At 27.8% G+C, this 24,710-nt stretch carries 24 protein-coding genes; 14 read left to right on the forward strand and 10 right to left on the reverse strand.

What is annotated here, in order from left to right; all coding sequences use genetic code 11:
- Positions 1-2: 2 nt before the first annotated feature.
- Complete coding sequence (gene metW / locus ACTTAU_RS01970) at positions 3-599, reverse strand: methionine biosynthesis protein MetW (RefSeq protein ID WP_438306039.1); 597 nt, start codon at positions 597-599, stop codon at positions 3-5.
- A 1-nt stretch (position 600) separates the two neighbouring features.
- The gene (gene metX / locus ACTTAU_RS01975; protein WP_438306037.1) at positions 601-1,704 is read right to left on the reverse strand and encodes a homoserine O-acetyltransferase MetX; all 1,104 of its coding nucleotides are present in this window, start codon (positions 1,702-1,704) and stop codon (positions 601-603) included.
- A gap of 194 nt (positions 1,705-1,898) precedes the next feature.
- On the opposite strand from metX, the gene hisC reads away from it, so the two are divergent.
- Both hisC and ACTTAU_RS01985 read left to right on the forward strand, forming a co-directional pair.
- Positions 1,899-2,984 carry a histidinol-phosphate transaminase gene (gene hisC / locus ACTTAU_RS01980; protein ID WP_438306035.1) on the forward strand — a complete coding sequence of 362 codons (1,086 nt, stop codon included), beginning with the start codon at positions 1,899-1,901 and terminating at the stop codon, positions 2,982-2,984.
- A complete protein-coding gene (locus ACTTAU_RS01985; protein WP_438306034.1) occupies positions 2,981-3,877 on the forward strand; it encodes a prephenate dehydrogenase in 897 nt (298 codons plus the stop codon). The genes hisC and ACTTAU_RS01985 overlap by 4 nt, the downstream gene beginning before the upstream one ends.
- Here ACTTAU_RS01985 and ACTTAU_RS01990 read toward each other — a convergent pair.
- The 3 genes from ACTTAU_RS01990 to ACTTAU_RS02000 are packed head-to-tail and all read right to left on the reverse strand — an operon-like array spanning position 3,874 to position 7,434.
- The gene (locus tag ACTTAU_RS01990) at positions 3,874-4,623 is read right to left on the reverse strand and encodes an NlpC/P60 family protein (RefSeq protein ID WP_438306032.1); all 750 of its coding nucleotides are present in this window, start codon (positions 4,621-4,623) and stop codon (positions 3,874-3,876) included. The two genes, ACTTAU_RS01985 and ACTTAU_RS01990, sit on opposite strands and share 4 nt — an antisense overlap.
- Positions 4,616-5,992: an AmpG family muropeptide MFS transporter gene (locus tag ACTTAU_RS01995; RefSeq protein WP_438306030.1), complete on the reverse strand. Its 1,377-nt coding sequence runs from the start codon at positions 5,990-5,992 to the stop codon at positions 4,616-4,618. Before ACTTAU_RS01995 ends, ACTTAU_RS01990 begins: the two co-directional genes overlap by 8 nt.
- A gap of 2 nt (positions 5,993-5,994) precedes the next feature.
- Positions 5,995-7,434, reverse strand: a complete 1,440-nt coding sequence (locus ACTTAU_RS02000) for a TrkH family potassium uptake protein (protein WP_438306027.1) — start codon at positions 7,432-7,434, stop codon at positions 5,995-5,997.
- An 81-nt stretch (positions 7,435-7,515) separates the two neighbouring features.
- Here ACTTAU_RS02000 and ACTTAU_RS02005 point away from each other — a divergent pair, with 81 nt between their 5' ends.
- The 4 genes from ACTTAU_RS02005 to ACTTAU_RS02020 are packed head-to-tail and all read left to right on the forward strand — an operon-like array spanning position 7,516 to position 11,046.
- A complete protein-coding gene (locus ACTTAU_RS02005; protein WP_438306025.1) occupies positions 7,516-9,078 on the forward strand; it encodes a lysine--tRNA ligase in 1,563 nt (520 codons plus the stop codon).
- Entirely contained in the window at positions 9,078-10,121 is a 1,044-nt protein-coding gene (locus ACTTAU_RS02010) for a quinone-dependent dihydroorotate dehydrogenase (RefSeq protein ID WP_438306024.1), read from the forward strand. Before ACTTAU_RS02005 ends, ACTTAU_RS02010 begins: the two co-directional genes overlap by 1 nt.
- A 59-nt stretch (positions 10,122-10,180) precedes the next feature.
- Complete coding sequence (gene rpmB / locus ACTTAU_RS02015; protein ID WP_438306021.1) at positions 10,181-10,495, forward strand: 50S ribosomal protein L28; 315 nt, start codon at positions 10,181-10,183, stop codon at positions 10,493-10,495.
- Positions 10,495-11,046: a queuosine precursor transporter gene (locus ACTTAU_RS02020; protein ID WP_438306019.1), complete on the forward strand. Its 552-nt coding sequence runs from the start codon at positions 10,495-10,497 to the stop codon at positions 11,044-11,046. The genes rpmB and ACTTAU_RS02020 overlap by 1 nt, the downstream gene beginning before the upstream one ends.
- On the opposite strand, the gene speB is transcribed toward ACTTAU_RS02020, so the two are convergent.
- The 3 genes from speB to ACTTAU_RS02035 are packed head-to-tail and all read right to left on the reverse strand — an operon-like array spanning position 11,030 to position 14,148.
- Positions 11,030-11,917, reverse strand: coding sequence for an agmatinase (speB, locus tag ACTTAU_RS02025; RefSeq protein WP_438306018.1), 888 nt, complete (start codon positions 11,915-11,917; stop codon positions 11,030-11,032). The two genes, ACTTAU_RS02020 and speB, sit on opposite strands and share 17 nt — an antisense overlap.
- Positions 11,918-11,920: 3 nt before the next feature.
- A complete protein-coding gene (locus ACTTAU_RS02030; protein ID WP_438306016.1) occupies positions 11,921-12,964 on the reverse strand; it encodes a 1,9-bis(guanidino)-5-aza-nonane synthase in 1,044 nt (347 codons plus the stop codon).
- Positions 12,964-14,148, reverse strand: a complete 1,185-nt coding sequence (locus ACTTAU_RS02035; protein ID WP_438306014.1) for a type III PLP-dependent enzyme — start codon at positions 14,146-14,148, stop codon at positions 12,964-12,966. The genes ACTTAU_RS02030 and ACTTAU_RS02035 overlap by 1 nt, the downstream gene beginning before the upstream one ends.
- Positions 14,149-14,299: 151 nt before the next feature.
- Between ACTTAU_RS02035 and ACTTAU_RS02040 the strand changes: the two genes are divergently transcribed.
- Positions 14,300-14,863 (forward strand): ActR/PrrA/RegA family redox response regulator transcription factor, encoded by a 564-nt coding sequence (locus tag ACTTAU_RS02040; protein WP_085115065.1) that lies wholly within the window; start codon positions 14,300-14,302, stop codon positions 14,861-14,863.
- Here ACTTAU_RS02040 and ACTTAU_RS02045 read toward each other — a convergent pair.
- Positions 14,856-15,407 carry a biotin transporter BioY gene (locus ACTTAU_RS02045; protein ID WP_438306012.1) on the reverse strand — a complete coding sequence of 184 codons (552 nt, stop codon included), beginning with the start codon at positions 15,405-15,407 and terminating at the stop codon, positions 14,856-14,858. The genes ACTTAU_RS02040 and ACTTAU_RS02045 overlap by 8 nt on opposite strands.
- A gap of 109 nt (positions 15,408-15,516) precedes the next feature.
- Between ACTTAU_RS02045 and polA the strand changes: the two genes are divergently transcribed.
- From polA to ACTTAU_RS02080, 7 genes are read left to right on the forward strand one after another with little or no spacing between them, the layout of a single operon-like run.
- Entirely contained in the window at positions 15,517-18,291 is a 2,775-nt protein-coding gene (gene polA / locus ACTTAU_RS02050; RefSeq protein ID WP_438306011.1) for a DNA polymerase I, read from the forward strand.
- Positions 18,292-18,340: 49 nt separating this feature from the next.
- A complete protein-coding gene (locus ACTTAU_RS02055) occupies positions 18,341-19,048 on the forward strand; it encodes a response regulator transcription factor (protein ID WP_085115068.1) in 708 nt (235 codons plus the stop codon).
- The gene (locus ACTTAU_RS02060; RefSeq protein ID WP_438306009.1) at positions 19,048-20,589 is read left to right on the forward strand and encodes a sensor histidine kinase; all 1,542 of its coding nucleotides are present in this window, start codon (positions 19,048-19,050) and stop codon (positions 20,587-20,589) included. The genes ACTTAU_RS02055 and ACTTAU_RS02060 overlap by 1 nt, the downstream gene beginning before the upstream one ends.
- A gap of 44 nt (positions 20,590-20,633) precedes the next feature.
- Positions 20,634-21,920 (forward strand): adenosylhomocysteinase, encoded by a 1,287-nt coding sequence (gene ahcY / locus ACTTAU_RS02065; protein WP_085115070.1) that lies wholly within the window; start codon positions 20,634-20,636, stop codon positions 21,918-21,920.
- A complete protein-coding gene (tsaE, locus tag ACTTAU_RS02070; protein WP_438306007.1) occupies positions 21,904-22,350 on the forward strand; it encodes a tRNA (adenosine(37)-N6)-threonylcarbamoyltransferase complex ATPase subunit type 1 TsaE in 447 nt (148 codons plus the stop codon). The genes ahcY and tsaE overlap by 17 nt, the downstream gene beginning before the upstream one ends.
- Positions 22,351-23,292: a phosphotransferase gene (locus tag ACTTAU_RS02075; protein WP_438306005.1), complete on the forward strand. Its 942-nt coding sequence runs from the start codon at positions 22,351-22,353 to the stop codon at positions 23,290-23,292.
- Positions 23,289-23,975, forward strand: coding sequence for a sugar phosphate nucleotidyltransferase (locus ACTTAU_RS02080; protein WP_438306004.1), 687 nt, complete (start codon positions 23,289-23,291; stop codon positions 23,973-23,975). Before ACTTAU_RS02075 ends, ACTTAU_RS02080 begins: the two co-directional genes overlap by 4 nt.
- Here ACTTAU_RS02080 and ACTTAU_RS02085 read toward each other — a convergent pair.
- Positions 23,953-24,666: a 2,3-bisphosphoglycerate-dependent phosphoglycerate mutase gene (locus tag ACTTAU_RS02085; RefSeq protein WP_438306002.1), complete on the reverse strand. Its 714-nt coding sequence runs from the start codon at positions 24,664-24,666 to the stop codon at positions 23,953-23,955. The two genes, ACTTAU_RS02080 and ACTTAU_RS02085, sit on opposite strands and share 23 nt — an antisense overlap.
- Between the last annotated feature and the right edge of the window lie 44 nt (positions 24,667-24,710).

The raw sequence follows: 24,710 nt of genomic DNA on the forward strand, positions 1-24,710 counted from the left end.
ATTTATTTTTCTATCAAAAATATTCCTAACTCTGAAAATAGATTTTTAAAAAATAGATTAGATCTATCTATTTTTGTCATATTTCTATCATTTAAGGCAATTGATTTAAAAATTTTAAAATTCATTATATTTGAAAATCTTACAAAATCTTTAATAGTGCACATATGTAAATTAGGTGTGTTGTACCATTCATCTGGAAGTGCTTTTGTAACAGGCATAGTCCCTTTTAATAAAAGATGCAATCTCACTTTCCAAAATCCAAAATTAGGAATTGTGACTATTGCCCTTTTTCCAACTCTTAAAAGTTCATTTATTACTTTCTCAGGATTTACAAATGCTTGTAATGTTTGACTTAAAACAACATAATCGAAAGAGTTGTTAGGAAATTGTTTTAAATCTATTTCAGCATTTCCTTCGATTACTGTTAATCCTTTTGAAATACATATTTGAACTTTATCTTTTGAAATCTCTAACCCTCTAACATCAACATTTTTTTCTTTTTTTAAGTATTCAATTAAAACACCATCCCCACAACCAACATCAAGCACTCTTGTGTTATTTTCAATATTGTCAGCAATGATTTTAAATTCTTGTTTCATTCTATTTATAAGATTTATCTAAAAAGTTTTTAAGAGCACTTAAAAAATCAGGCACATCAAGCAAAAATGAGTCGTGTCCTTTATCAGAGTCTATCTCAACAAATCCAACATCAGCCCCTATAGCATTTAGCGCTATAACAATTTCTTTATTTTCTTGAGTTGGATAAAGCCAATCTGAAGTAAAAGAAATTATAAAAAATTTAGTCTTTGTGTTGGCAAAGGCTTCAGATAAATTTCCATTAAATTTTTTTGCTAGATCAAAATAATCCATTGCTCTAGTAATATAAAGATAACTATTAGCATCAAATCTATCTACAAAAACTGATCCTTGATATCTCAAATAACTCTCAATTTGGAAATCAGCATCAAAACCAAATTTTAAATCATCTCTTTCCTGAAGCTTTCTACCAAATTTTTCTTGCAATCCTTTTTTAGATAAATAAGTAATATGAGCTGCCATTCTAGCAACAGATAACCCTTTGCTAGGATTTATATTTTGATTTGAGTAATCACCATTTTTCCAATTCAAGTCTGCGGTGATTGCCTGTCTACCTAACTCGTTAAAAGCAATATTTTGAGCAGAGTGACTAGATGTACAAGCAATTGGTATTGCAGTTAATGCCTTTTCTGGAAAATTACTTACAAACTGCAAAACTTGCATTCCACCCATTGATCCACCAACAACAGAAAAAAGTTTCGTTATATTAAAATAATCAAGTAAATTTATTTGTGCGTTTACCATGTCATTAATTGTAATAACTGGAAAATCAGTACCTATAATCTTATTAGTTGAAGGATCTTTAAAACTGGGTCCGTAGGAACCCATACATCCACCAATAACATTTGCGCATATTACAAAAAACTTATTAGTGTCCAATGCTTTATTAGGTCCAACAGCATAAGACCACCAACCTTCTTTATTGGTTATAGGATTAATCCCAGTTACAAATTGATCACCTGTTAATGCGTGGAATACCAATATAGCATTATCTTTTTTTTCATTTAATTCACCGTAGGTTTCATATGCAATTGGAAAATTCTCAATAGTTCTACCGCAGTCTAATTTTAATGGTTCTTTTACTAATAATGTCTTTAAATTTTTCATAATTTTGTTACTGACGGGGTGAATTGTGAGAAAAAAACTTGTTTAGCGGTTTTTTTAAAGCGCTCGCAATTCAGTTAAATCAGCGCAAAAAATTTGTACTAGAAGAGACAGATATTGTCAATTTTATAAAAAAATAAACTAATTCAGTATAAATATTTAACTATTTTAATTATAAGGAATTAAATATTAGAAACATGACAATACCTGCTTTTAAAAAAATAGATATTCAGGCATATAAGCCAGGAAAGTCAAATGTCAGAAAATTAAAAAAAATCATAAAGCTTTCAGCAAATGAGTCTGCACTTGGTGTAAGTAGCAAAGTTAAAAAGGTTTTGTCTGATAAAAATTTAAACATTTTTAGATATCCTGACAGCAAATCCAATAATTTAAGACAAGAATTAGCGAGAAAATTTAATTGCAATATTGATAAAATAATTTGTGGCGCAGGCTCTGATGAGGTAATCCAAATGCTTTGTCAGCTATATCTAAGACCTAATGATGAAGTAGTTGTACCAAAGTATAGCTTTTTGATGTACAGGATTTATTCAAAAATTGTGGGTGCTAAAGTAAGGTTTGCAAAAGAAGATAATTTTAAAATTTCAACCAAAGAAATTTTAAAAAATATTACTAGTAAAACCAAAATTGTATTTCTGGCAAATCCAAATAATCCAACAGGTACATACTTAACTAAAAAAGAACTCTTAAATTTAAGAAAAAAATTAAATAAGAATATTTTACTAGTTGTTGATGATGCATATTGTGAATACATGGTTAATAAAGATTATTCTTCTGGATTAAAGCTTTTTAAAAATTTAGATAATGTCTTTATTTTAAGAACTTTCTCTAAAATATATGGTCTTTCAGCTTTAAGAATTGGTTGGGGATATGGAGCAAAAAAAATTGTTGATGAGCTTAATAAAATTAAGCCTCCGTTTAACGTTAACAAAATAGCTCAATTAGCTGCTGTAGAAGCTTTAAAAGATACAGGCTTTATTAAGAGATCAATTAAACACAATTTATTTTATGCGAAAAAGATAAAACTTTTTTTAGAAAAGTATAAAATATATTCTAACGCAGTGACTGCTAATTTTCTGTTTTTAGATTTTTCTAAGGCAAAAATAAAAGCTAAACAATTTTATAACAGGTTAAAAAATAAAGGTATTATTTTACGATCGACTGACGAAGGATATGATATTGAAAATAAATTACGTTTAACTATTGGATCGAAATTAGATAACTTAAAATTTATAAGTATTGCAAAAAGAATTTTAGACAAATGAAAAATATTCTATTAATTGGATGTGGTTTGCTCGGATCCTCTCTATTGAGAAAAATTAATCAAAAAAAAATTGCAAAAAAAGTTTTTATTTTTGAAAAATCTAAAAAACATGTATCTCAAATAAAAAAATTAAGTGTTGGTGGAACTATAATTTCAAACTTTGCAGAGGGGGTAAAAAAATCTGATTTGATAATTTTATGCACACCAATGAGTTCTTATAAAGATCTAATATTAAAAATGAATAAGCATTTGACATCCAAGCATATTATTACAGATGTGGGGTCTTCTAAAAAAGAGTCATTCAAAATTATAAATAAACATCTTAAAAAGAATATTTTCTGGACTTCAAGTCACCCCATAGCTGGGTCAGAAGTAAGCGGACCAAAACATGGTAAAGAAAATTTATTTGAAAATAAGTGGTGTGTACTAATAAAAGAAAAAGATACTAATCTTAAGCATCTTTCTGAGCTTAAAAAATTTTGGAAAAAAATTGGCTCTAAATTAGTTGAGATGAGTATTGATAAGCATGACAGAATTTTTTCTATCACGAGCCACTTACCGCATTTAATAGCATACAATCTGGTTAAATCTGCTCAAGATTTTGAAAAACAAGAAAAATACGATCTTATAAAATATAGTGCTGGAGGTTTAAGAGATTTTTCAAGAATTGCCGCTTCTAATGAAATTATGTGGCGAGATATTTTTTTTAATAATAAAAAAAATATCTCTAAAGCAATTGATCTTTTTATAAAAAATCTAAATTCTTTTAAAAAAGATATTAATACTAAAAATAATAGATCAATTCTCAACAAATTAATAAATACCAAAAAAGTAAGAACAAAAATTATAAAATTAAAACAGGATATTGATAAACCTGATTTTGGAAGAAATTAATAATTTTTAATATTACTTATTTTTTTAATTTTAAGATTTGCAGTTCTATGAATGAGGTTAATGGTTTCTTTGATACCCATAATTAATACTTTTTTTCTAGGTCCATATGCGTGAATAAATTTTGATTTATTTATACACAAGCCAACATGGCCTTTCCAAAAAATAATATCACCAGCTTGAAATTCTTTAATTGTTTTTTTCTTACAATATCTAATTTGATCTTTTGTATCTCGAGGAAAAAAAACTCCATTAAATTTAAAAAAAATTTGAATTAAAGCTGAACAGTCAATACCATTTACACTTTTTCCACCCCAAAGATATTTTGTATTTAAAAAAATTTTAAAAATTTTTTTATAATTCTTATCTGTATATTTGATTGATTTTAAATTTTTCCGATTGACCCATTTGTTATTCCCAAACCTAATATAATTTTTTTTATTTTCAAAATTAGTAATTGAACTAGAAAAATATAAATGATCGTTTGTTTTAATAAATTTATTATTAATTTTTTTGAACACAGGACTCTTTGAAGAAAAAACTTTAAAATCAGGATTATGTATTTTTATAAATTTACTTTTTTTTATAAAACCAATGTAATTATCAAAACTAGTTTTAATTTTTACCCAATTTTTATTTTTAGAAAGTATTTTAAATTTTTCTCCAAATAAAATCTGAGACGTAACTTCAGATTTTGTTGAAGTTTTAGAATAAATATTTCCAATTGATTTATTATAAAAATTATTCATCAACTATTTTTAACTTTTTCCTCATTGACCAAAGTATTAGTAGGGAAGGGATAACCATTAAAGCTGTTAAGATAAAAAATAAACCCCAGTTTCCATTTAACCAATCAACAAGTGCTCCAGAAGAAGAAGCTAATGTCGTTCTGCCAGCAGTACCAATAGAAGCAAGTAAAGCATATTGAGTAGCCGTATAAGCTCTATCAACCAATAAAGATATAAAAGCAACAAAAGCAACTGTTGCAAACGCAGCAGCTATATCGTCAAATATTACTGCTATTGCAAAAAGTAATTCAGACTTTTCACTCCATGCTAAAACGCTAAAAAGTATGTTGGTTGTAGCCATAATAATACCAGCTAAAAACATAGCTTTTAAAACTCCTGATCTAATAACAAAAAGTCCACCAAGCAAAGTAAACACTACTGTTGTAATCCAACCTAATGTTTTTGAGTAAATTGCAATATCTGATTTACTAAACCCAATTTCTTTATAAAAAATTATAGACATCCTACCAAGAAATGCCTCTCCAACTTTAAAGAGAAAAACAAAGCCAAGTATTCCTAAAGCAATTGAAAAACCATTTTTTTTGAAAAAACTTATTATTGGGCCACTAATAGTACCACTAATCCACACAGCAAATTTAGAAAAAAAATTATTATCACCCAGCTTATCTGAGATAAGTTTATCGTTTAAAGCTTGTCTTTTTATTCTCTCTTCTGAGTTTTTTTCAGTTACGAACATTAGTCCGATATTCATTAAGATAATTAATACTCCAAGTATTAAGAATGTAAGTTGCCAATAGTTTTCAATTCCTAAACTTTGAAGATAGTCTGCAGAAAATAAAGCAATTACTCCTCCAAGTTTATAACCACTCCACCAACCAACAACTGCCATTGCAGCTCCAGCAGCCATAGATTTTCCCTCATTTTCACCTATTTGTTCGATCCGTAAAGCGTCCACAGTTATATCTTGTGTCGCTGATGCTATTGCAATTAATAGACCAACACTTATCACTAGTGCTAAATTTTCAGTAGGGTCTATTAAACTCCATAAGGCAAGTGAGCTTAAAATAATCAATTGCATCAAAACAATCCATCCACGTCTATGACCAATTTTTTTTGTTAAATAAGGAATTTGAATTCGATCAACTAAAGGTGCCCATAAATAATTAAAAGCATAAACAGCAAAAATTAACCCAGCCCAACCCACTGTAGATCTACTTAAACCATCTTCTTTTAACCATAGGCTAAGGCTACTTCCTATAAGAACCCATGGAAAACCTGATATTGAGCCCAGTAAAAGAATTTTGAACATTCTCTGATCAAAATAAATTGAAAATGTTTCTGACAATGATTGTTTTTTAATCTCAATCATAATTAGTTACGCCAAAATGAAGGAAGAAATAATACCAATATTGCAAACAGCTCAAGTCTACCAAGTATCATCCCTAATGTTAAAATCCATTTAGAAATATCAGGTAGAGTTGAGAAGTCTCCATTTGGACCAATTATTGATCCAAGTCCTGGACCTACATTGGATATTGATGTTGCGGCTCCTGATATTGAGGTAATGAAATCTAATCCAGTTAAAGACAATAAAGCAGTTAAAATGAAAAAAATAACCAAGTACATATAAATAAAAGAGATAATTGATGATATGAACTTGTTATCAATAGGATTTTGATCATATTTTAGGACAAAAACACCTTTTGGATAAATTATTTTCTTAAGTTGATTTACAACAAATAGATATAGTATTTGAATTCTAAATATTTTAACACCACAAGTTGTTGATCCAGCACATCCACCAATAAACATTAAGCCTAAAAAAAGTATTAGCGTGAAGCTTCCCCATGTATCAAACTCAGCATTTACATAGCCTGTACCCGTTAGTATTGAAATTATATTAAAAAATATAGATCTAAGATTTAGATCTGCAGATCCAGTTATAAGAAGATATATTGATAGTATTATTATACTTACAATAATTATCTTAAAAAAAGTTTTAACTTGAACGTCATTAAATATTATTTTTCTATCTCCACTGATGAATTTAATATAAGCAATAAATGGTAAGCTACCTAAGATAATGAAAATCATTGCAGAAATTTCAATTGAAACACTATCAAAAAATCCAATAGATTCATTATAATTAGAGAAACCTCCAGTTGCTATTGTGGTCATTGAATGCGTTAAGCTGTCAAAAAAACTCATGCCAAAAATTTTATAAGTTAATCCACATAACAAAGTTAATAATGTGTAAATATAAATTAGTCTAAGAGCTATTTCTTTAGACTTTGGTAATATCTTTTCTGATGAGTCGTTATTAGAAATTTTAAAAAGTTGCATTCCACCAACATTCATTATTGGCATTAAAGTTATTGCCATAATAATTATTCCAATTCCACCTAACCATTGAAGAATTGCCCTCCATAATAATATACCTTTAGGCATTTCATCTAGATTTGAAATAATTGTAGATCCTGTTGTTGTAATTCCAGACATACTCTCAAAAAAAGCATTTACGAATGAAAAATTTAAATCAGAAAAGATAAATGGTAATGAACCAAATATTGCAATACTTAACCAAGAGAGAGCTGTAAGAAGAAAAGCTTGTTGTAGAGTTATTTTTTTATCATGGTCTAAATTTGACAAAAAAAATAATGTACCAAAAATTATTGTAACAAGAGAGGCTCCAAAAAAAGATGAGTCTATTTCAGAATAAATAAACTGAAAAATTATTGGAATAAACATGAATACACCTAAAATTATTTGTAAAATACCAAGTGTAAAAAAAACTGTTTTATAATTAGACATTTTGAGAGAACATTATTTTATGGTAAATAAATTTCAACACTATAAGAATTGGCAAATTCATTATAATAAAAAGTGTAATTCATGATAAAAAAAGAAAACCTAGATAAAACTAATGCTTGGCCATTCGTTGAAGCTAAAAAAATGCTTCGTGAAAGAAAATCATTAATTGAAAAAAAAGGTAAAATTACACTTCAAACAGGTTATGGCCCAAGTGGGTTACCACATATCGGAACGTTTGGAGAAGTTGCCAGAACTTCTATGATGGTTAATGCTTTAAAGCAATTAACTGACTTACCAACAGAAATTATAACTTTTTCTGATGATATGGATGGTCTTAGAAAGGTTCCAGACAATGTTCCAAATCAAAAACTATTAGAAGATAATTTGCACAAACCATTAACAGAAGTTCCAGATCCTTTTGAAAAGTTTAATAGTTTTGGTGAGCATAATAATGAAATGTTAAAAAAATTTTTGGATAGTTTTCAATTTCAATATAATTTTAAAAGCTCAACAAAATTATACAAATCAGGTTTTTTTAATTCAGCGCTACAGCTAATATTAGAAAATTATGATGGTATCATGAATATAATTTTGCCTACATTGGGAAAGGAAAGACAAAAAACTTACTGTCCATTTCTGCCTATTTGCCCAGATACTGGTCACGTTTTAGAGATACCCGTTTTAGAAATTGATAAGAATAATTCTAAAATCATTTTTGATAATGAAGGAAAAAAATTAGAAAAAAGTATTTTAGACGGCAATTGTAAGCTTCAATGGAAAGTAGATTGGGCAATGAGATGGTATGCGCTTGATGTTGATTTTGAGATGTATGGAAAAGATCTTATAGAAAGTGCGATTTTATCTACAAAAATTATTAAATTAATTGGAAAAAATAACCCTTCTGGATTTGCTTATGAATTATTTTTGGATGAGAAAGGAGAGAAAATTTCTAAATCAAAAGGTAACGGGATCACAATTGATCAATGGTTAGAATATGCATCACCAGAAAGTTTGTCTTTGTATATGTATCAAAATCCAAAAAGAGCAAAAAAACTTTACAAGGAAATCGTACCTAAAGCAGTAGACGAATATTTAGATTTTATTGAAAAAGCAAAAAATCAAGATGAACTTAAAATGCTCATGAACCCTGTTTGGCATGTTCATAATGGAAAAATCCCAAAAGAAAATTCAATTATGTCATTTTCGATGTTGTTAAATTTAGTTGAAACAAGTAATGCAGATTCAAAAGATCTTCTTTGGAAATTTGTTAAAAAATACAAACCAGATATAAATGAAGAGAACTTTCCAATTTTTGATAGCCTAGTAAGCTACGCGATAAAATATTTTAATGATGTAATTAAATCTCAAAAAAACTATAAAAAACCAAATCAAGAGGAGAAAATTGCTTTAGAAGCACTTGTTAAGAATCTTGAGAAATGTAATGACCAAATGTCTCCTGAGGACATTCAAACATTAATTTATTCTACCGGCAAAGAAAATGGATATGCTGAAAATCTGAGAGACTGGTTTAAGTTAATTTATCAAGTAGTGTTTGGCGATGAGAATGGACCACGTATGGGTTTTTTTATAAGTTTTTTTGGTGTTAATGAAACTAAAGAGCTTATAATGAGTAAAATTAAATAATGTTTTCAAATTTAAGATCATTAATATTTAAGTTAGATCCAGAAACAGCTCATAACCTAGCAATTAAATCTTTAAAACTAAATTTTGTACCAAACATTTTTGATAAAAATGATAATGAAGAATTATTCAAAACTAAAATCTTCAATAAATCAATTAGCAATCCTATTGGTATGGCCGCGGGTTTTGATAAAAATGCAGAAGTATATAACCAATTATTTAAGTTAGGTTTTGGGTTTGTTGAAGTTGGAACGGTTACCCCTTTAAGTCAATATGGAAACCCTAAACCACGAGTATTTAGATTAGTCGAAGATGAAGCTTTGATAAATAGATTAGGTTTTAATAATCGTGGAGCTCAAGATGTGGAATTAAGAATTAAAAAAAACCCTAAAATAGGACTACTTGGAATTAACATAGGACCGAATAAGGATACGAAAAATAGGCTAGAGGATTATTTGATTGGAATAAGAACATTTAACACGTTAGCAGACTATATAACTATTAATATTTCCTCACCTAATACTGAAAATTTAAGAAATCTTCATGATCAAACAAAATTAGATGAATTGATAACAGAAATTGAAAATGAAAAAAAAAATTTAAAGTCTGATATTCCTATAGTAGTAAAAATTGCACCGGATATTAAAGACAATGAAATAGAAAAAATCTCAGATGTTATATTGTCCAAAAATATTGAAGCTGTAATTATTTCAAATACCTCAAACGCTACTAGGGAAAAATTAAGGGATATTCAAAAACACCAAAAAGGAGGTCTATCGGGAAAACCTATAGAAGATAAATCTAATTTATTGATTAATAAATTTTATAAATACTTAAATGGGAAAATAAAAATTATTGGTGTTGGAGGTATAGATTCAGGTTTAAGTGCTTATAATAAATTTTTATCAGGTGCCAATTTAGTACAGCTATATACTGGTATGGTTTATAAAGGACCAAATATTGTAAACTTGATAAAAAATGATCTAGCTGAGCTGTTAGAAAAAGATGGAGTTAAAAATTTTAGTGAAATAATAGGAAATAGATAATAAAATTTAATTCTATTAACTTGACGCTAACCTCATCACCCCTTATATAGTCGGCTACAATGTCAAAAAAATGTGAATTAACCGGTAAAATTCCTATGAAGGGCCATAACGTTAGTCACGCTAACAATAAGACAAAAAGAAGATTTTTACCAAATTTAAAAAAAGTAAAATTTACAAGTGAACTTTTAAAAAGAAGTCTTAAACTAACTGTTAGTAATGCAGGAGTAAGATCAGTTGATAAAAAAGGTAGCTTTGATGAGTTTTTAAAAGTTGTTAAAAATAAAAATTTATCACCAAGACTTAAAAAATTAAAAAAAAGTATTTTAATTAAATCTCCATTTCAAAAAAAAACGGCAGCATCTAAGTCAGCTTAATGAATAAAACTTTTATATTCCTATCATTTGTGATGGGTGTGATTGTTTTATCTTCTAATTATCTTGTTCAGTTTCCAATTAATCATTATGGTTTAAGTGAAATTTTGACATATGGAGCGTTTACATATCCAATTGCATTTCTAATCACTGATTTAGCAAATAGATCTTTTGGAAAATTAATTGCGCAAAAAATTGTTTATGTAGGCTTTTTTATTGGTGTAAGTTCTACCGTTTTATTTTCTACAAATTTTCAAGATTTGATCTCAATTAGAATTGCTTTTGGTTCTGGAATAGCCTTTTTTGTAGCTCAATTGCTAGATGTTCAAATTTTTGATCGATTAAGAAAGAAAAAATGGTTTATAGCGCCATTAACCTCCTCTATCATTGGTTCAGTAGTTGATACTTTCTTATTTTTTTCAATTTCATTTTATGCAACAGGAGTACCATGGGTAACGTTATCTTTTGGAGATTTATCAGTTAAGTTAATTGTAGCTTTAGCTATGCTAATTCCTTTTAGAGTGCTTTTGAATACTTTTAAGCCAGTTTCTTAGATAAAAACTTATAGCTTAATATTTTATAAGCCAATTTTGCTACTAAAAAATTATAGGAATTAAAATTTTTAATAGGTGCAAGTTCATTAATATCTGCACCAATAATATTTGAATTTTTTGAGGCAATTCTAATAATTTTTAAAGTTTCATCCCAAAGCAAACCTCCTGGCTCAGGGGTACCAGTGGCTGGCATTATGCTCGAGTCTAGTCCATCTACATCAAAAGTTAGATAGACAGTTTTATTTTTTATCATTTTTTTGAATTTATTTAAATTCCACTTGGCTTTATCCTTTGCCCAAAAAATATTAATTCTAGATGAATTTTTTTTTAAAAAAGGAATTTCACTTTGTGAAATATTTCTTATTCCAAATGAAATAACAGATACATTTGGATAATCTAAGCATCTTCTAATTGCAGAAGCGTGTGAAAATTTTTCACCATCATAGCTATCTCTTAAATCAGCATGAGCATCAAAATGAAGAAGACAGATTTCTTTATTTTTTTTTACAAATGGTTTTAAACAACCAGGTGTTATTGAATGTTCACCTCCAAAAGTCATTGGAAAAAGCTTTTTATTTAATATTTTATCATTAATTGAAGCCATCTTATCTAGTGCCTTATTAATATTTTTATCAATTTTGAAAGGTTTTAGTGTTTTAATTCCAATTTCTTTATAAGGTTCACAATTAAGTTCTTCATCATATAGCTCAACTTGATGAGAAGCTTTAATTATTTCTTTTGGACCATTTTTGGTACCACCTCCATAACTAACTGTTTTTTCTAAACCAAATGGAACAATTACAACTTTTTCCCTAAAATTAAATTTATTATCTATTCCTAGAAATCCATTTTTATTAGAAAGGTAATTCAATTTTTATCCAAAAATCTTTGTAAAGTTTTTTCTATCTCTTTTTTTCCACTCACCTTTATGATAAGCATCACTTGCAATTAATGGTAAAACGCTAGTTGCTTCTGCAAAAACCATTTGTTCTTTAGTTATATCTACTTTCCCCCATGAGCTTGCTTCTTTTAAGGTTGAGCTACTACACGCACCATCTCTAGAGTCAGCCACAGTTATTTGAACAGCATATTTATGCATTTCAACTTCTTTACCTAATAGTTCAGCACAGATCACTGTATCTTGAATGAAGTTTTTAGGCACTCCACCTCCGATCATAAATAATCCTGATCCTTTAGATCTTATTTTGATTTCTGTTAGTTCTCTAAATTCCCTAATAGAGTCTATAGTCATATGTTTTTTTGGATTTCTTTCTTGATGCATTACAAGACCAAATCCAGCGCTTGAGTCAGTGAATGCAGGACAAAATATTGGAACATTGTTGTCATAAGCAGTTTCAATTAATGAATCTTTCTTTTTTGAATTTTTCTTAAGATATTTACCTATTTCATAGATAAATTCTCTCGAAGTGTAACTTCTAGGCTCTAAAGTATCTGCAATATCACCAATGATTTTATCACACATTTGCAATTCATCTTCATCAATGTAGGTGTCATAAATTCTATCTATATAGTTTTTTCTTAATTCAGTATCGTCTTGGAATTGTGAACCTTGATAGTGTTTGAAGCCAAGTGCTTCAAAAAAATCCATGTCAATTATAGATGCACCTGTCGCAACAATAGCATCAACCATATTATATTTAACTAAATCCTTATAGATACTCATACAACCAGCTGCTGAAGTAGAACCAGCCAAAGTTAAAAAAATTGTACATTCTTTATCTTTAATCATATCGTTAAATATATTTGCTGCATTGGCCGTTTCTCTTGAGACAAAAGACATTTTTTCCATTGAAGAGATAATTGGTCTTGAGTCAAAAGAAGTAATGTCGATGTGCTCTACAGGATTTTTAAGGAAATCTTTTTTACTGTTATGTTTAAGATTTTTATCTTTTGACATTAAGCAACTAGTGTAGCTTTACTAATGTCCTTATTATAAAGGCTCATAATTGGATCATCCTCAACTTCGTATATTTCATCAGAGTAAAATCCATTGAATTGAGTTCTAAAAGTTAGTCCATAAGCTCCAAGTTGGCCAAGCTCTATATAATCATTTTCTTTAATATTATTTGGGAGAACAAATGGACCTTTCATATAATCCATACTATCACATGTAGGACCATAGAAATTAAAAGCAGTCATTTTTTTTGAAATAATTTTACTTGAATTTTCTTTTATCATTTTTGAAGGGTAAACAATATTTGGTGTACCAGCATCGAACAGTGTCCCGTAAGTTCCATCATTAATATAAAGTTTTTGTTTTTTTCTTAAATTTACTCTAACAATTGTTGATCCACTTTCAGCAACTAAAGCTCTACCAGGTTCACAAATAATTTTTGGCATTTTTTCAAACTTTAGATTTTCTAAGCCTTTTTTAATTTCACTAAAATATTCCATTAAATTATGAGGGATTAAATCAGGATATATTGTAGGGAATCCACCTCCAACATTAATATAATCTGGCGTTATTTTAGTTTTTTTAATTATATTTCCAATTTCAGTAATTCCTTTGGCATATGAAATAGGGTGCATACATTGAGATCCAACGTGAAAACTTAATCCTACTTTTTCACCATATTGTTTCGCTAATCTAAGAAGCCCTAAAGCCTCAGAATTTAAAGCCCCAAATTTTTTGGATAGATCAATTTCCGCATGTTCATTTGAAACTGCAACTCTAACAAATAATTCTAAGTCTTTTGCATTATCAGTATTTTTTATAATCTTAATCAGTTCCTCTTTTGTATCTAAAGAAAAAGTTTTTACTCCAAATTTAAAATAAGCTTTCCTTATACTTTCAGGGCTTTTAATCGTATGCATATAAGAGCATTTAGCTGTACTTGAGTATTTTCTTACTTGTTCAATTTCCTCAACTGAAGCAACATCAAATTGTTTTATTCCACTTTCAAGCAAGGTTTTAATAACCAAAGGATGAGGGTTTGTTTTTACTGCATATAAAATATCACCAGGAAAGTTTTTTTGAAAAAAAGATGATGCTGAAAATACTGATTTTTTTCTGATACAGTAAACAGGTTTTTCAGGTTTCAGTTGATTTACTAAATCTTCAACTGATTTAAATTTTTGCATTTATTTGTCTCCAAAAAAAAATTTAATAAAAAAAAAGCTTATTAATTTCTTAAAAAACTTTTTATAAATCGTGCAATTAAGCCAATAATAAAGGCATGTAAAGCAAATAATTTTCTATTGCATTTCGTGAAATAATCTCCATATAAGCTTCATGAAAAACGAAGCCACTCTTCAAAACTTAAGTGATTTTGACAATAAATCCTTACTTATCGTAGATGATGATAACCCTTTCAGGGAGAGATTATCTAGAGCCATGGAAAAGAAAGGCTTTGAAGTTTTACAAGCTGAAAGTGTAAAAAAAGGAATCGATACAGTTAAAGTTAAAAAACCAGGATTCGCAGTTGTAGATTTAAGATTAGCAGATGGTAATGGTCTTGAAGTAGTGAAAGAAATTCAGACATCCAATTCATCAAGTAGAATTATAATGTTAACTGGTTACGGAAATATACCAACTGCTGTTGCAGCTATTAAAGAGGGCGCAATTGATTATTTGGCAAAGCCCGCAGATGCTGATGATGTAGAAAAAGCATTGTTAGCTGATCCCTCAAAAAAAGCAGCTCCACCTGAAAATCCAATGTCAGCTGATAGAGTTAAGTGGGAACATATTCATAGAGTATTTGAATTATGTAATAGAAATGTTTCAGAAACTGCAAGAAGACTTAAAATGCACAGAAGGACGTTACAGAGAATATTATCTAAAAGATCTCCTAGATAAAGTTTTTCAATTTAATTATTTTTTTAACTAATAAACTTAATAACAATACTTTAAAAGCTTCAGCTAACAAAAACGGAGCAACACCCAAATTAAAAATTGGTTTGTCCCAGCCTATTAAAGTACCAAGCCATATAACTCCAAATATATAAATAGTTGATACTGCCAAAGTAAGTTTAGAAAATATTATGAAAAAATTATCATTTAATTTTACAAAACTTGCAAGATAACAAGCTGATAAAAACCCGATCAAGTATCCCATTGTGGGGCCAGTAAAGTAAACTAATCCAATTCCTCTTTCTGGTGAATTTGAAAAAACAGGCAAACCAACTATACCTTCCAATAAATATAGACCTACAGCAGATAAACCAATTTTATAACCAAAATTTAAACCCAAAAACAATACCACAAAAGTTTGCATCGTCATTGGCACTGGGTAGAAAGGAATTTTTATTTTAGCAGAAATTGTTAAAACAATTGAACCTAGTACAACTGCTAATATTGATTTAATTAATTTTGTTTGAAAGTTTTGTTTTATAAGTTCCATAATTAATACTAACCTTTATTCATTTGATATTCTAGTGGTAAATTTTAGACAATTGAAAATGTTTTTTTGTATTAATAGATGATAATACGATTTATAAAATTTACATTTAATGAGCAAAATTCAAAAAACAGATCATTTTTATTTAATTGATGGATCAGGGTATATTTTTAGAGCTTATTATGCTTTACCTCCTTTAACTAGAAAAAGTGATGGACTGCCGACAGGTGCTGTAAGCGGGTTTTGCAGCATGTTGTTTAAGTTACTAGAAGATTCTAAATCAAACGAAAATCTTCAAAAACCAACACACTTTGCAGTAATTTTTGACTCTGCTCGAAAAACTTTTAGAAACGAAATTTACAGCGATTACAAAGCTAATAGATCAGAGGCACCAGATGATTTAGCTCCTCAATTTGAATATATAAGAAAGTCAGTATTAGCTTTTAATTTACCATCTGTGGACCTTTTAAATTATGAAGCAGATGATCTTATAGCAACATATGTTGATCAAATTTTAAAATCAGGAGCAAAAGTAACTATTGTTTCTTCAGATAAAGATTTGATGCAATTGTATAAAAAAGGTGTTCGTATTTTTGATCCTATGAAAAATAAATTTATTAATGAAGATGATGTATTTAAAAAGTTTGGTGTTGATGCCAGCAAGGTAATCGATGTTCAAGCTTTAGCTGGAGACAGTAGTGATAATGTTCCAGGTGTACCAGGTATAGGGGTTAAAACAGCTGCAGAGTTAATAAACAAATATGGAACTTTAGAGAAACTCTTAAAATGTACCCATGAGATTAAACAGAATAAAAGAAGAGAAACTTTAATTGAAAACCAAGATAAGGCATTAATTAGTAAGGAGCTTGTTACTTTAAAGCATGATGCACCTGTGGATAGAGAACTTACTGAATTTAAATTAAAAGAGATAGATAAAGATAAACTTTATGAATTTCTAAGAGAAATGGAATTTAATCGTTTATTGAGCTCAGTAATTTCTGCATATGGAGAACCAAATTTAATTTCTAAGAGTGAAAAAAAAGACACAACTGAATCTCCAAAACCACTCAATAATAAAAATTATTATTTAATAAATAAAATAGATGAAATTGATGAATGGATTAACGAGGCAGAAGAAATTGGAGAAGTAGCAGTAGATACTGAAACAGACTCTTTAGATCCAAATCAAGCAAATTTAGTTGGAATTTCTCTAAGTTCAAAAATTGGTAAAGCTTGTTATATACCTGTAGGACATAAATCTAAAAAAAGTTTAAATATCAAAGAGGTTTTAAAAAAAATAAAACCACTCTTAGAAGATCCAAGTATTAAAAAAATTGGTCAAAATATAAAATTTGATTTTATTGTTTTTTACAAAAATGGAATTACTCTTAATTCTATGGAAGATACTATGTTGATGTCCTATGTGTTGGATGCTGGGAAAAATAGACATAATATGGATACTCTTTCAGAAATTCATTTAAATCATACACCTATTAAATTTAAAGACCTTGTTGGAACAGGAAAAAAAGAAATTAATTTTAGTGAGGTAGAGGTAGATAAGGCAAAGGATTATGCAGCAGAAGATGCAGATGTTACTTACAGACTTTATAAAAAATTTTATAAAAGCCTTAAATCTGAAAAATTATTTAATATTTATGAAATTTTTGAGAAGCCTTTGATTAAAATTTTAGCTTTTATGGAAATCGAAGGTATTAAAATTGATAATAAATTTTTAAATTCATTGTCTTCAAAGTTTGAAAAAAAAATTGAAAAAATTCAAAAAGAAATTTTTAAAATTTCAAAGAAAGATTTTAATATTGCATCTCCTAAGCAGTTGGGTGAAGTTATCTATAATGATTTAAAGATAGCTGGATTGAAAAAAACGAAAAAAGGAAGTTTTGCAACTAGTGCTTCAGTATTAGAAGATTTAGCATTTAAAGGTCATCAATTTGCAAAATTAGTCTTAGATTGGAGACAATTATCAAAATTAAAGAATACTTATTCTGATTCTCTTCCTGAACATTTAAACCCTAATACAAAAAGAATTCACACTTCATTTCTCCTCGCCGCGACCACAACAGGAAGATTAGCATCAAGTGATCCAAATTTACAAAATATTCCAATTAAAACTGAAGATGGTAGAGATATTAGAAAAGCTTTCATTGCTGAAAAAGATAATGTTCTTATTTCTGCAGATTATAATCAAATAGAAATGCGAATATTAGCTGATTTGGCAGATGTTAAAGAATTAAAAAAAGCATTTAAAAATAATGAGGATATTCATTCATTAACTGCAAGCCAAATATTTAATGTTGATATTAAAAAAGTAGATAAGGACCAAAGAAGAAAAGCAAAAGCTATAAATTTTGGTATTATCTATGGAATTTCACAGTATGGGCTGGCAAAGCAAATTAATGTTTCAAATCATGAAGCAGAGGAGTTCTTAAATGCTTATTTTGCAAAATTTCCAGAAATTAAAATTTACATGGATAATACAGTTAAGTTTTGTAGAAAAAGTGGGTATGTAAACAATATTTTTGGAAGAAGATCTCATTTTAATTCCATAAATGATAAAAATTTTAATGTAAGAAATTTTCAGGAAAGAGCAGCTATTAATGCTCCAATTCAGGGATCAGCGTCTGAAATTATGCGTCTTGCAATGATTAGAATTGATAAAAAATTAAAAGATGAAAAATCAATTAAATCTAAAATGTTACTTCAAATTCATGATGAATTAATTTTTGAAGTAAAAAAAAGTGAGATTAAAAAGATGATGAAGATCATAAAAGATGAAATGGTAAGTGTTGCAGATAGTGATTATCATTCATTCTCAATCCCACTTACTGTTGATATTAATAGTGGTAATAATTGGGGCGAATTACATTAATTTAATTAATTGCCCAAATTAGAACAATTTAGTATTTTTAAATTAACTCATGCACAAACAAACTATAGCACTTGTTGATGATGATCGAAATATTTTAACAAGTTTAAGTATAGCTTTAGAAAAAGAAGGTTTTAAAGTTCAGACATATATTGATGGCGAAAGTGCTTTAATTGGATTAACGAGAACTCCACCAGATCTTGCAGTTGTAGATATTAAAATGCCTAAAATGGATGGTGAAGAATTATTAAAAAAATTAAGAAAAAAAACTTCACTGCCTGTGATTTTCTTAACGTCCAAAGATGATGAAGTAGATGAACTTTTAGGTCTTAAACTTGGTGCTGATGACTTTATAAAAAAGTCAGGTGGTTTTTCTATAAAAGTTTTGATTGAAAGAATAAGAGTTCAACTTAGAAAAAAAGATATTGATACTAACATTGAAGAAAATAAAAATATTATTGCTCATGGAAAATTAAAACTAGATCCATCTCAATTAGAGTGTGAATGGAATGGTCATCAATTACCTGATAAACTGACAACAACAGAATTTTTAATAGTTAAGGAATTAGCTAAAAGACCTGGAATTATAAAAGAAAGAGCACAACTGATGGATATAGCTTATAGAGAAGATACAGATATTGAGGATAGAACAATTGACAGTCATGTTAAGAGAATTAGAAAAAAATTCAAAAAAGTTGATCCTGATTTTTCAGCTATAGAAACTAGATATGGAAGTGGATATAGATGGAATGTTAGTTAATGTTTAATTATCTCCTAAAAAATCTATCAATTTTAAAAAAATTTTTATTTATAAATTTAATCTTTTTTTCAGTTTTAGGTCTATTCACATTTCTATATTTAAAAAATGTACAACCAAATTTGATCAAAAATAAATCATCTAATCATATTAAGATAATTAATAATACTATTGATAATTTAGAAAGGTTAGAAATTCAATTTAATGAAGAAGATATTAGAAAGTTTTTATTTTCAACAAGATTTATCTTTCAAAGTCTTGATCGTGTAATTTTTTTTGATAATCAATTAAATTTAGTTGGTGATACGGATACTCTTGATCTTGACCCAAGATCATTTTCTTCCAGATTAGATATAGTTGAATTAGAAGTTTTAAATGAGGAAAAAAGTAAAGAAATTACTGAAAAAAAAAATATAAATATTGGAAATGATAATCTTGTCTCTCTTCAAGATATTCTCTTTAATTATGCGGGATCAAAAAATTTTGGCATACCTTTTACATTCACCCAGGAAGAATTTAACAATTTTAAATTAACAACAATAAAAAATGTTTTTAGAAATGATGTTAATATTGGCTTTGTAGCAATTACTGAAAATGCCAATGATATAAGGGCTGCAATTGATGAAAGAAAAACTTTTGTTATCAGAACTGCATTTGCTGTTGGTATTGTAATTTTAATATTTTCATTTGTGCTTAATAGATATTTTTTAAAACCTATCCAAAATTTAGTCACCTACACAAATAAGATAAAAAATAAAGAGCACAAAAAAATTAACATTGATAATTTAAAAGTAAGAAATGATGAACTAGGTTTATTGTCAAAATCATTAGATGATATGACTTTAGAGCTTCAGAAAAGAATATCACATGCTGAAAATTTTTCTACAGATCTTGTTCATGAAATTAGAAATCCTTTGGCTTCTTTAAAAAGTGCTTCTGAAATTTTAAGCGAAACAAAAGAAACAGATGAAAGATTAAAACTAATTAATATTTTAAGTCATGACGTTCAAAGAATTGAGAGATTAATTACAGATTATTCACAAATATTAAAAGATGAGGTTGCTTTAAGTAAAGAGAAATTTAAAAAAATTGATTTGATACCAATTATTAAATCAGTAGTTGATGATTATAATAATATTTATCAAACCAAACGAGGTATTACCGTTTCATTTTCAAATGATGGAAATAAAAGTTATCAAATTAATGGAATAGAAAATAGAATAGAGCAAATTATTGCAAATCTTTTAGATAATGCGATTTCATTTAGTGAAGATAATAAGACTATTGATATAAAGATTTCACAAAATTCAAAAAAACAAATAATTATCAATATTTTTGATGAAGGTCCTGGATTCAAAGAGAAGGATACATCGAAAATATTTAAAAGATTCTACAGTAATAGACCTGATAAATTTGGCCAACATTCTGGTTTGGGTTTGAATATTGTAAAAAACTTAACTGATCTTCATAATGCCTCTATAAACGCTTTAAATAGAACAGATAAAAGAGGAGCTAATTTAGAAATAATTTTTTCTAGAGCATAAAGTTTAGTTGATAATCCAAAATAATATTGTTAGAAGCCACACTCATGGATGATTTTAAAGTAAAAGATATTTCTCAAGCAGAATTTGGAAGAAAAGAAATTTCAATAGCAGAAAGTGAAATGCCTGGATTGATGGCATTAAGAGAAGAATATGGCGATCAAAAACCATTAAAAGGTGCAAGAATTATTGGTTGTCTTCACATGACAATTCAAACTGCTGTATTGATTGAAACCTTAGTTTATCTTGGAGCTGATGTTAGATGGTCATCTTGTAATATTTTTTCAACTCAAGACCATGCTGCAGCTGCAATAGCTAAAGCAGGAATACCTGTTTATGCATGGAAAGGTGAAACGGAAGAAGAGTACATTTGGTGTATCAAACAAACAATTGAAGGAAAAAAAGATTGGAAACCAAATATGTTGCTAGATGATGGTGGTGATTTAACAGCCATGATGCACAATGATTACAAAGAATTACTTAAAGAAGTCAAAGGTGTTTCAGAGGAAACAACCACAGGAATTAAAGCTTTAAATAAAATGGAACAAAATAAAACTTTAATGGTTCCAGCTATTAATGTGAATGATTCAGTTACTAAATCAAAATTTGATAATTTATATGGTTGTAGAGAAAGTCTTGTAGATGGAATTAGAAGAGCAACTGATGTGATGATGTCAGGTAAAGTTGCAATAGTAGCTGGTTTTGGTGATGTTGGAAAAGGTAGTGCAGCATCTTTAAGACAGAGTGGTGCAAGAGTGCTAGTGACCGAAGCAGATCCAATATGTGCCTTACAAGCCTCTATGGAAGGCTATGAAGTCGTTTTGATGGATGAAGCGATCGATAAAGCAGATATCGTGGTTACTGCAACAGGTAATAAAGATATTGTTACAGCTGATCATATGAGAAATATGAAGGACAGAGCAATCTTATGTAATATTGGGCATTTTGATAATGAAATCCAGGTTGAAGCTTTAAGAAATTACAAATGGTCTGAAGTAAAACCACAAGTACATGAAATAGAATTACCAAGTGGAAAAAGAATAATTTTATTAGCAGAGGGAAGATTAGTAAATTTAGGATGTGCTACTGGGCATCCAAGTTTTGTTATGAGTGCTTCCTTTACCAATCAAGTTATCGCACAAATAGAACTTTGGAATAATCATCAAAAATATGAAAACAAAGTTTATGTGCTTCCTAAACATTTAGATGAAAAAGTAGCAATGCTTCACTTGAAAAAAGTTGGTGCAAAACTTACTAAGCTTTCTAAAGATCAAGCAGATTATATAAGTGTTGGGACTGAAGGTCCTTTTAAACCCGATGCATACCGCTACTAAAAGTAGTAACATAGATATTTCCACTGAAAAAAAATTAGAAGAGTTTGCAAAAGATCTTAATCAAAAAATTGAAAAAGGAACTGTATTTTTTTTATTTGGTGAAATGGGAGTTGGCAAAACAACTTTTGTAAAATACCTCATAAACAACTTACAGCTTAAATTTAATCAAGATATTACTGAAATAACAAGTCCCACATTTAATATCATGAATGAATATCTTATAGGGGATTTATTGGTCAAACATTATGATCTTTATAGGTTAAAATCGTCTGAGGAATTAAATGACCTTAATTTATTTGAAAATAATGAAAAAGAAATTGTATTAGTAGAATGGCCTCAAATTATAAAAGAAGTGCCTAAAAATGTAACTAAACTGTTTTTTGAGTATAAAAATGATTTTAAAGATAGGTGTATTAAAATTATTCGATAAATGAATTTTTCAAAAAAATTTAAAAGATTAAAAGGTGATGCTTCATCGAGGATTTTTTACAGAAAAAAATATAATAAAGTTTCTTCTATCATTGTTTACTCAAAAAAAGATAAGAAATCTAATTTGTTGGTTTATGATTCTATAAATAAAATCTTGATTAAAAATAAAATCACTGCACCCCAGTTGTTATCTCAAAATTATTCAAAAAATTTTATAGAAATTCAAGATTTTGGAAACGAAACTATATTTAATCTTTTTAAGAACAAAAGAATTAACAAAATTAATATTTACAAAAAGATAGTTAATTTACTTAATAGAATTCAATCAATTTCTCAAAAAAAAGTAATCAATTTTCAAAATCAAATATATAAAGTTCCAAAATATACTCATCAAATTTTAGAGCAAGAAGCTAAACTTTTCACAGAGTGGTATATTAAAAATAAAATAAAAAAATCTGAACAAAAAAAATTCAAAAATTCATTCAATAAAATTATAAAAATTTTGATAAAAAAAATTCATTTCAAAAATGATACATTTGTTCATAGAGACTTTCATATATCTAATTTAATGGTAGTTAAAAATGATATTGGTGTAATTGACAGTCAAGATGCCTTGATAGGAAATAAAACTTATGATTTAGCATCCCTGATTGATGATGTTCGATTTCAAACTTCAGTTGCTTTGAAAAATAAAATCTACAACTTTTATTTAAAAACACAAAAAAAATTAAATAAGAAATATTTTAAAAATGATTTTGAAATTATATCTGTTTTGAGGAACTTAAAAATTATTGGAATTTTTACAAGATTAGCAGTTAGAGATAATAAAAAAAAATATCTTCAATTAATTCCTTATACCTGGAAACTAATTAAACTCCGATCTCAAAATGATAATTTTAAAGACTTAAATAATTTACTCAAAGTTTTAGAGAAAAAAAAATGAGAATAAATACTGCTTTAATATTATGTGCGGGATTTGGTAAAAGGTTAAATCCAATTACTTTAAAGACACCAAAACCACTTTTAAAAATCAAAAATCTAACATTATTGGAACATTGTATAAATCTTATCAAGCAAGTCGGTATTAAAAAAATTTTTATCAATTCTTTTTATCTAAAAGAACAAATAAACAAATTTATTGAAGAAAATAATTTTGATATAGAAATCAAGGTGATTGAAGATGGTAATGCTATTTTGAATACAGGAGGAGGAATTCTTAACTTAATTAGTAAAATTAATGAAAATGATTTTTTAGTATTTAATCCTGATACAATTTGGAACAAAAATTATTCATCAGAAATTGAGACTATGATTGATTTATATTTTAAAAAAAGACTAAAAAATTTACTTTTATTAGTAGATAGAAAATTAAGTTTTGACAAAAATTTAAAAGGTGACTTTAATTTAAATAATAATTTAATCACCCAAGATCATAAAAGTTTTATATACACAGGTTGTCAAATTTTAAATAAATCAATTTTTAAAGATAGACAGATAAAAAATTTTTCAATCTCTGAAATTTGGTCAGATTTGATTAAGAATAATTTATTAAGCGGCTTCGAGAGCAAGCTGAAATTTTATCATGCAACTGATCTTGAAACATTTAATAAACTACTAGATCTTTAGCTCTTTCTTTATCCAAATATTCGCAACTTAAAATTTCTAAATTTTCATTAATATTTATTGCTAAAGGATTACCTGTAGGAATTTCTAATTTAGCTATTTGATTTTCATCAAGTTTAAATAAATATTTACATAAAGCTCTAATAGAATTTCCATGCGCAGAAATTAAAAAATTTTTATTTTTTATTCTATTTTCAATTTGTGATTTAAAATAGTTTGTAACTCTTTCATAAGTATCTTTTAAGGACTCTGTATCAGGAATATTTTCTACTGCTATATCTTTATAAACTTTAATATTTAATGGATGGTATGGACTTTTTTTATCTAGAGGATCAGGCCTTAGATCCCAAGATCTTCTAAATTGATAAACTTTTTCTTCACCAAGTTTTTGGCCCATCTCAATTTTATTAAGCCCAGTTAGTGCTCCATAATGTCTTTCATTAAGTTCCCAAGCTCTTACAAAGTCTCTTTCATCATTAAGTATTTTTTGAATAATCTTTAGTGTATTATTTGCTCTAAGTTGAAGAGATGAGAAATATTCATCAATTTTAATTTCTGAATTTTTGATTAACTCACCTGCTTTTTTTGCCTCTTCTTTACCATTTTCAGTTAAATCTACATCGACCCAACCAGTAAATCTTTTTTCAAGATTCCAAACACTTTGTCCATGCCGCACTAAAATTAAATAACTCATTTTTATTAAGCTTATTTTAATATAAAAAAAAAAGTGTTGTTTAA

The organism is Candidatus Pelagibacter sp. HIMB1505 (assembly GCF_052047915.1).
Taxonomy (GTDB): Bacteria; Pseudomonadota; Alphaproteobacteria; order Pelagibacterales; family Pelagibacteraceae; genus Pelagibacter; species Pelagibacter communis_A.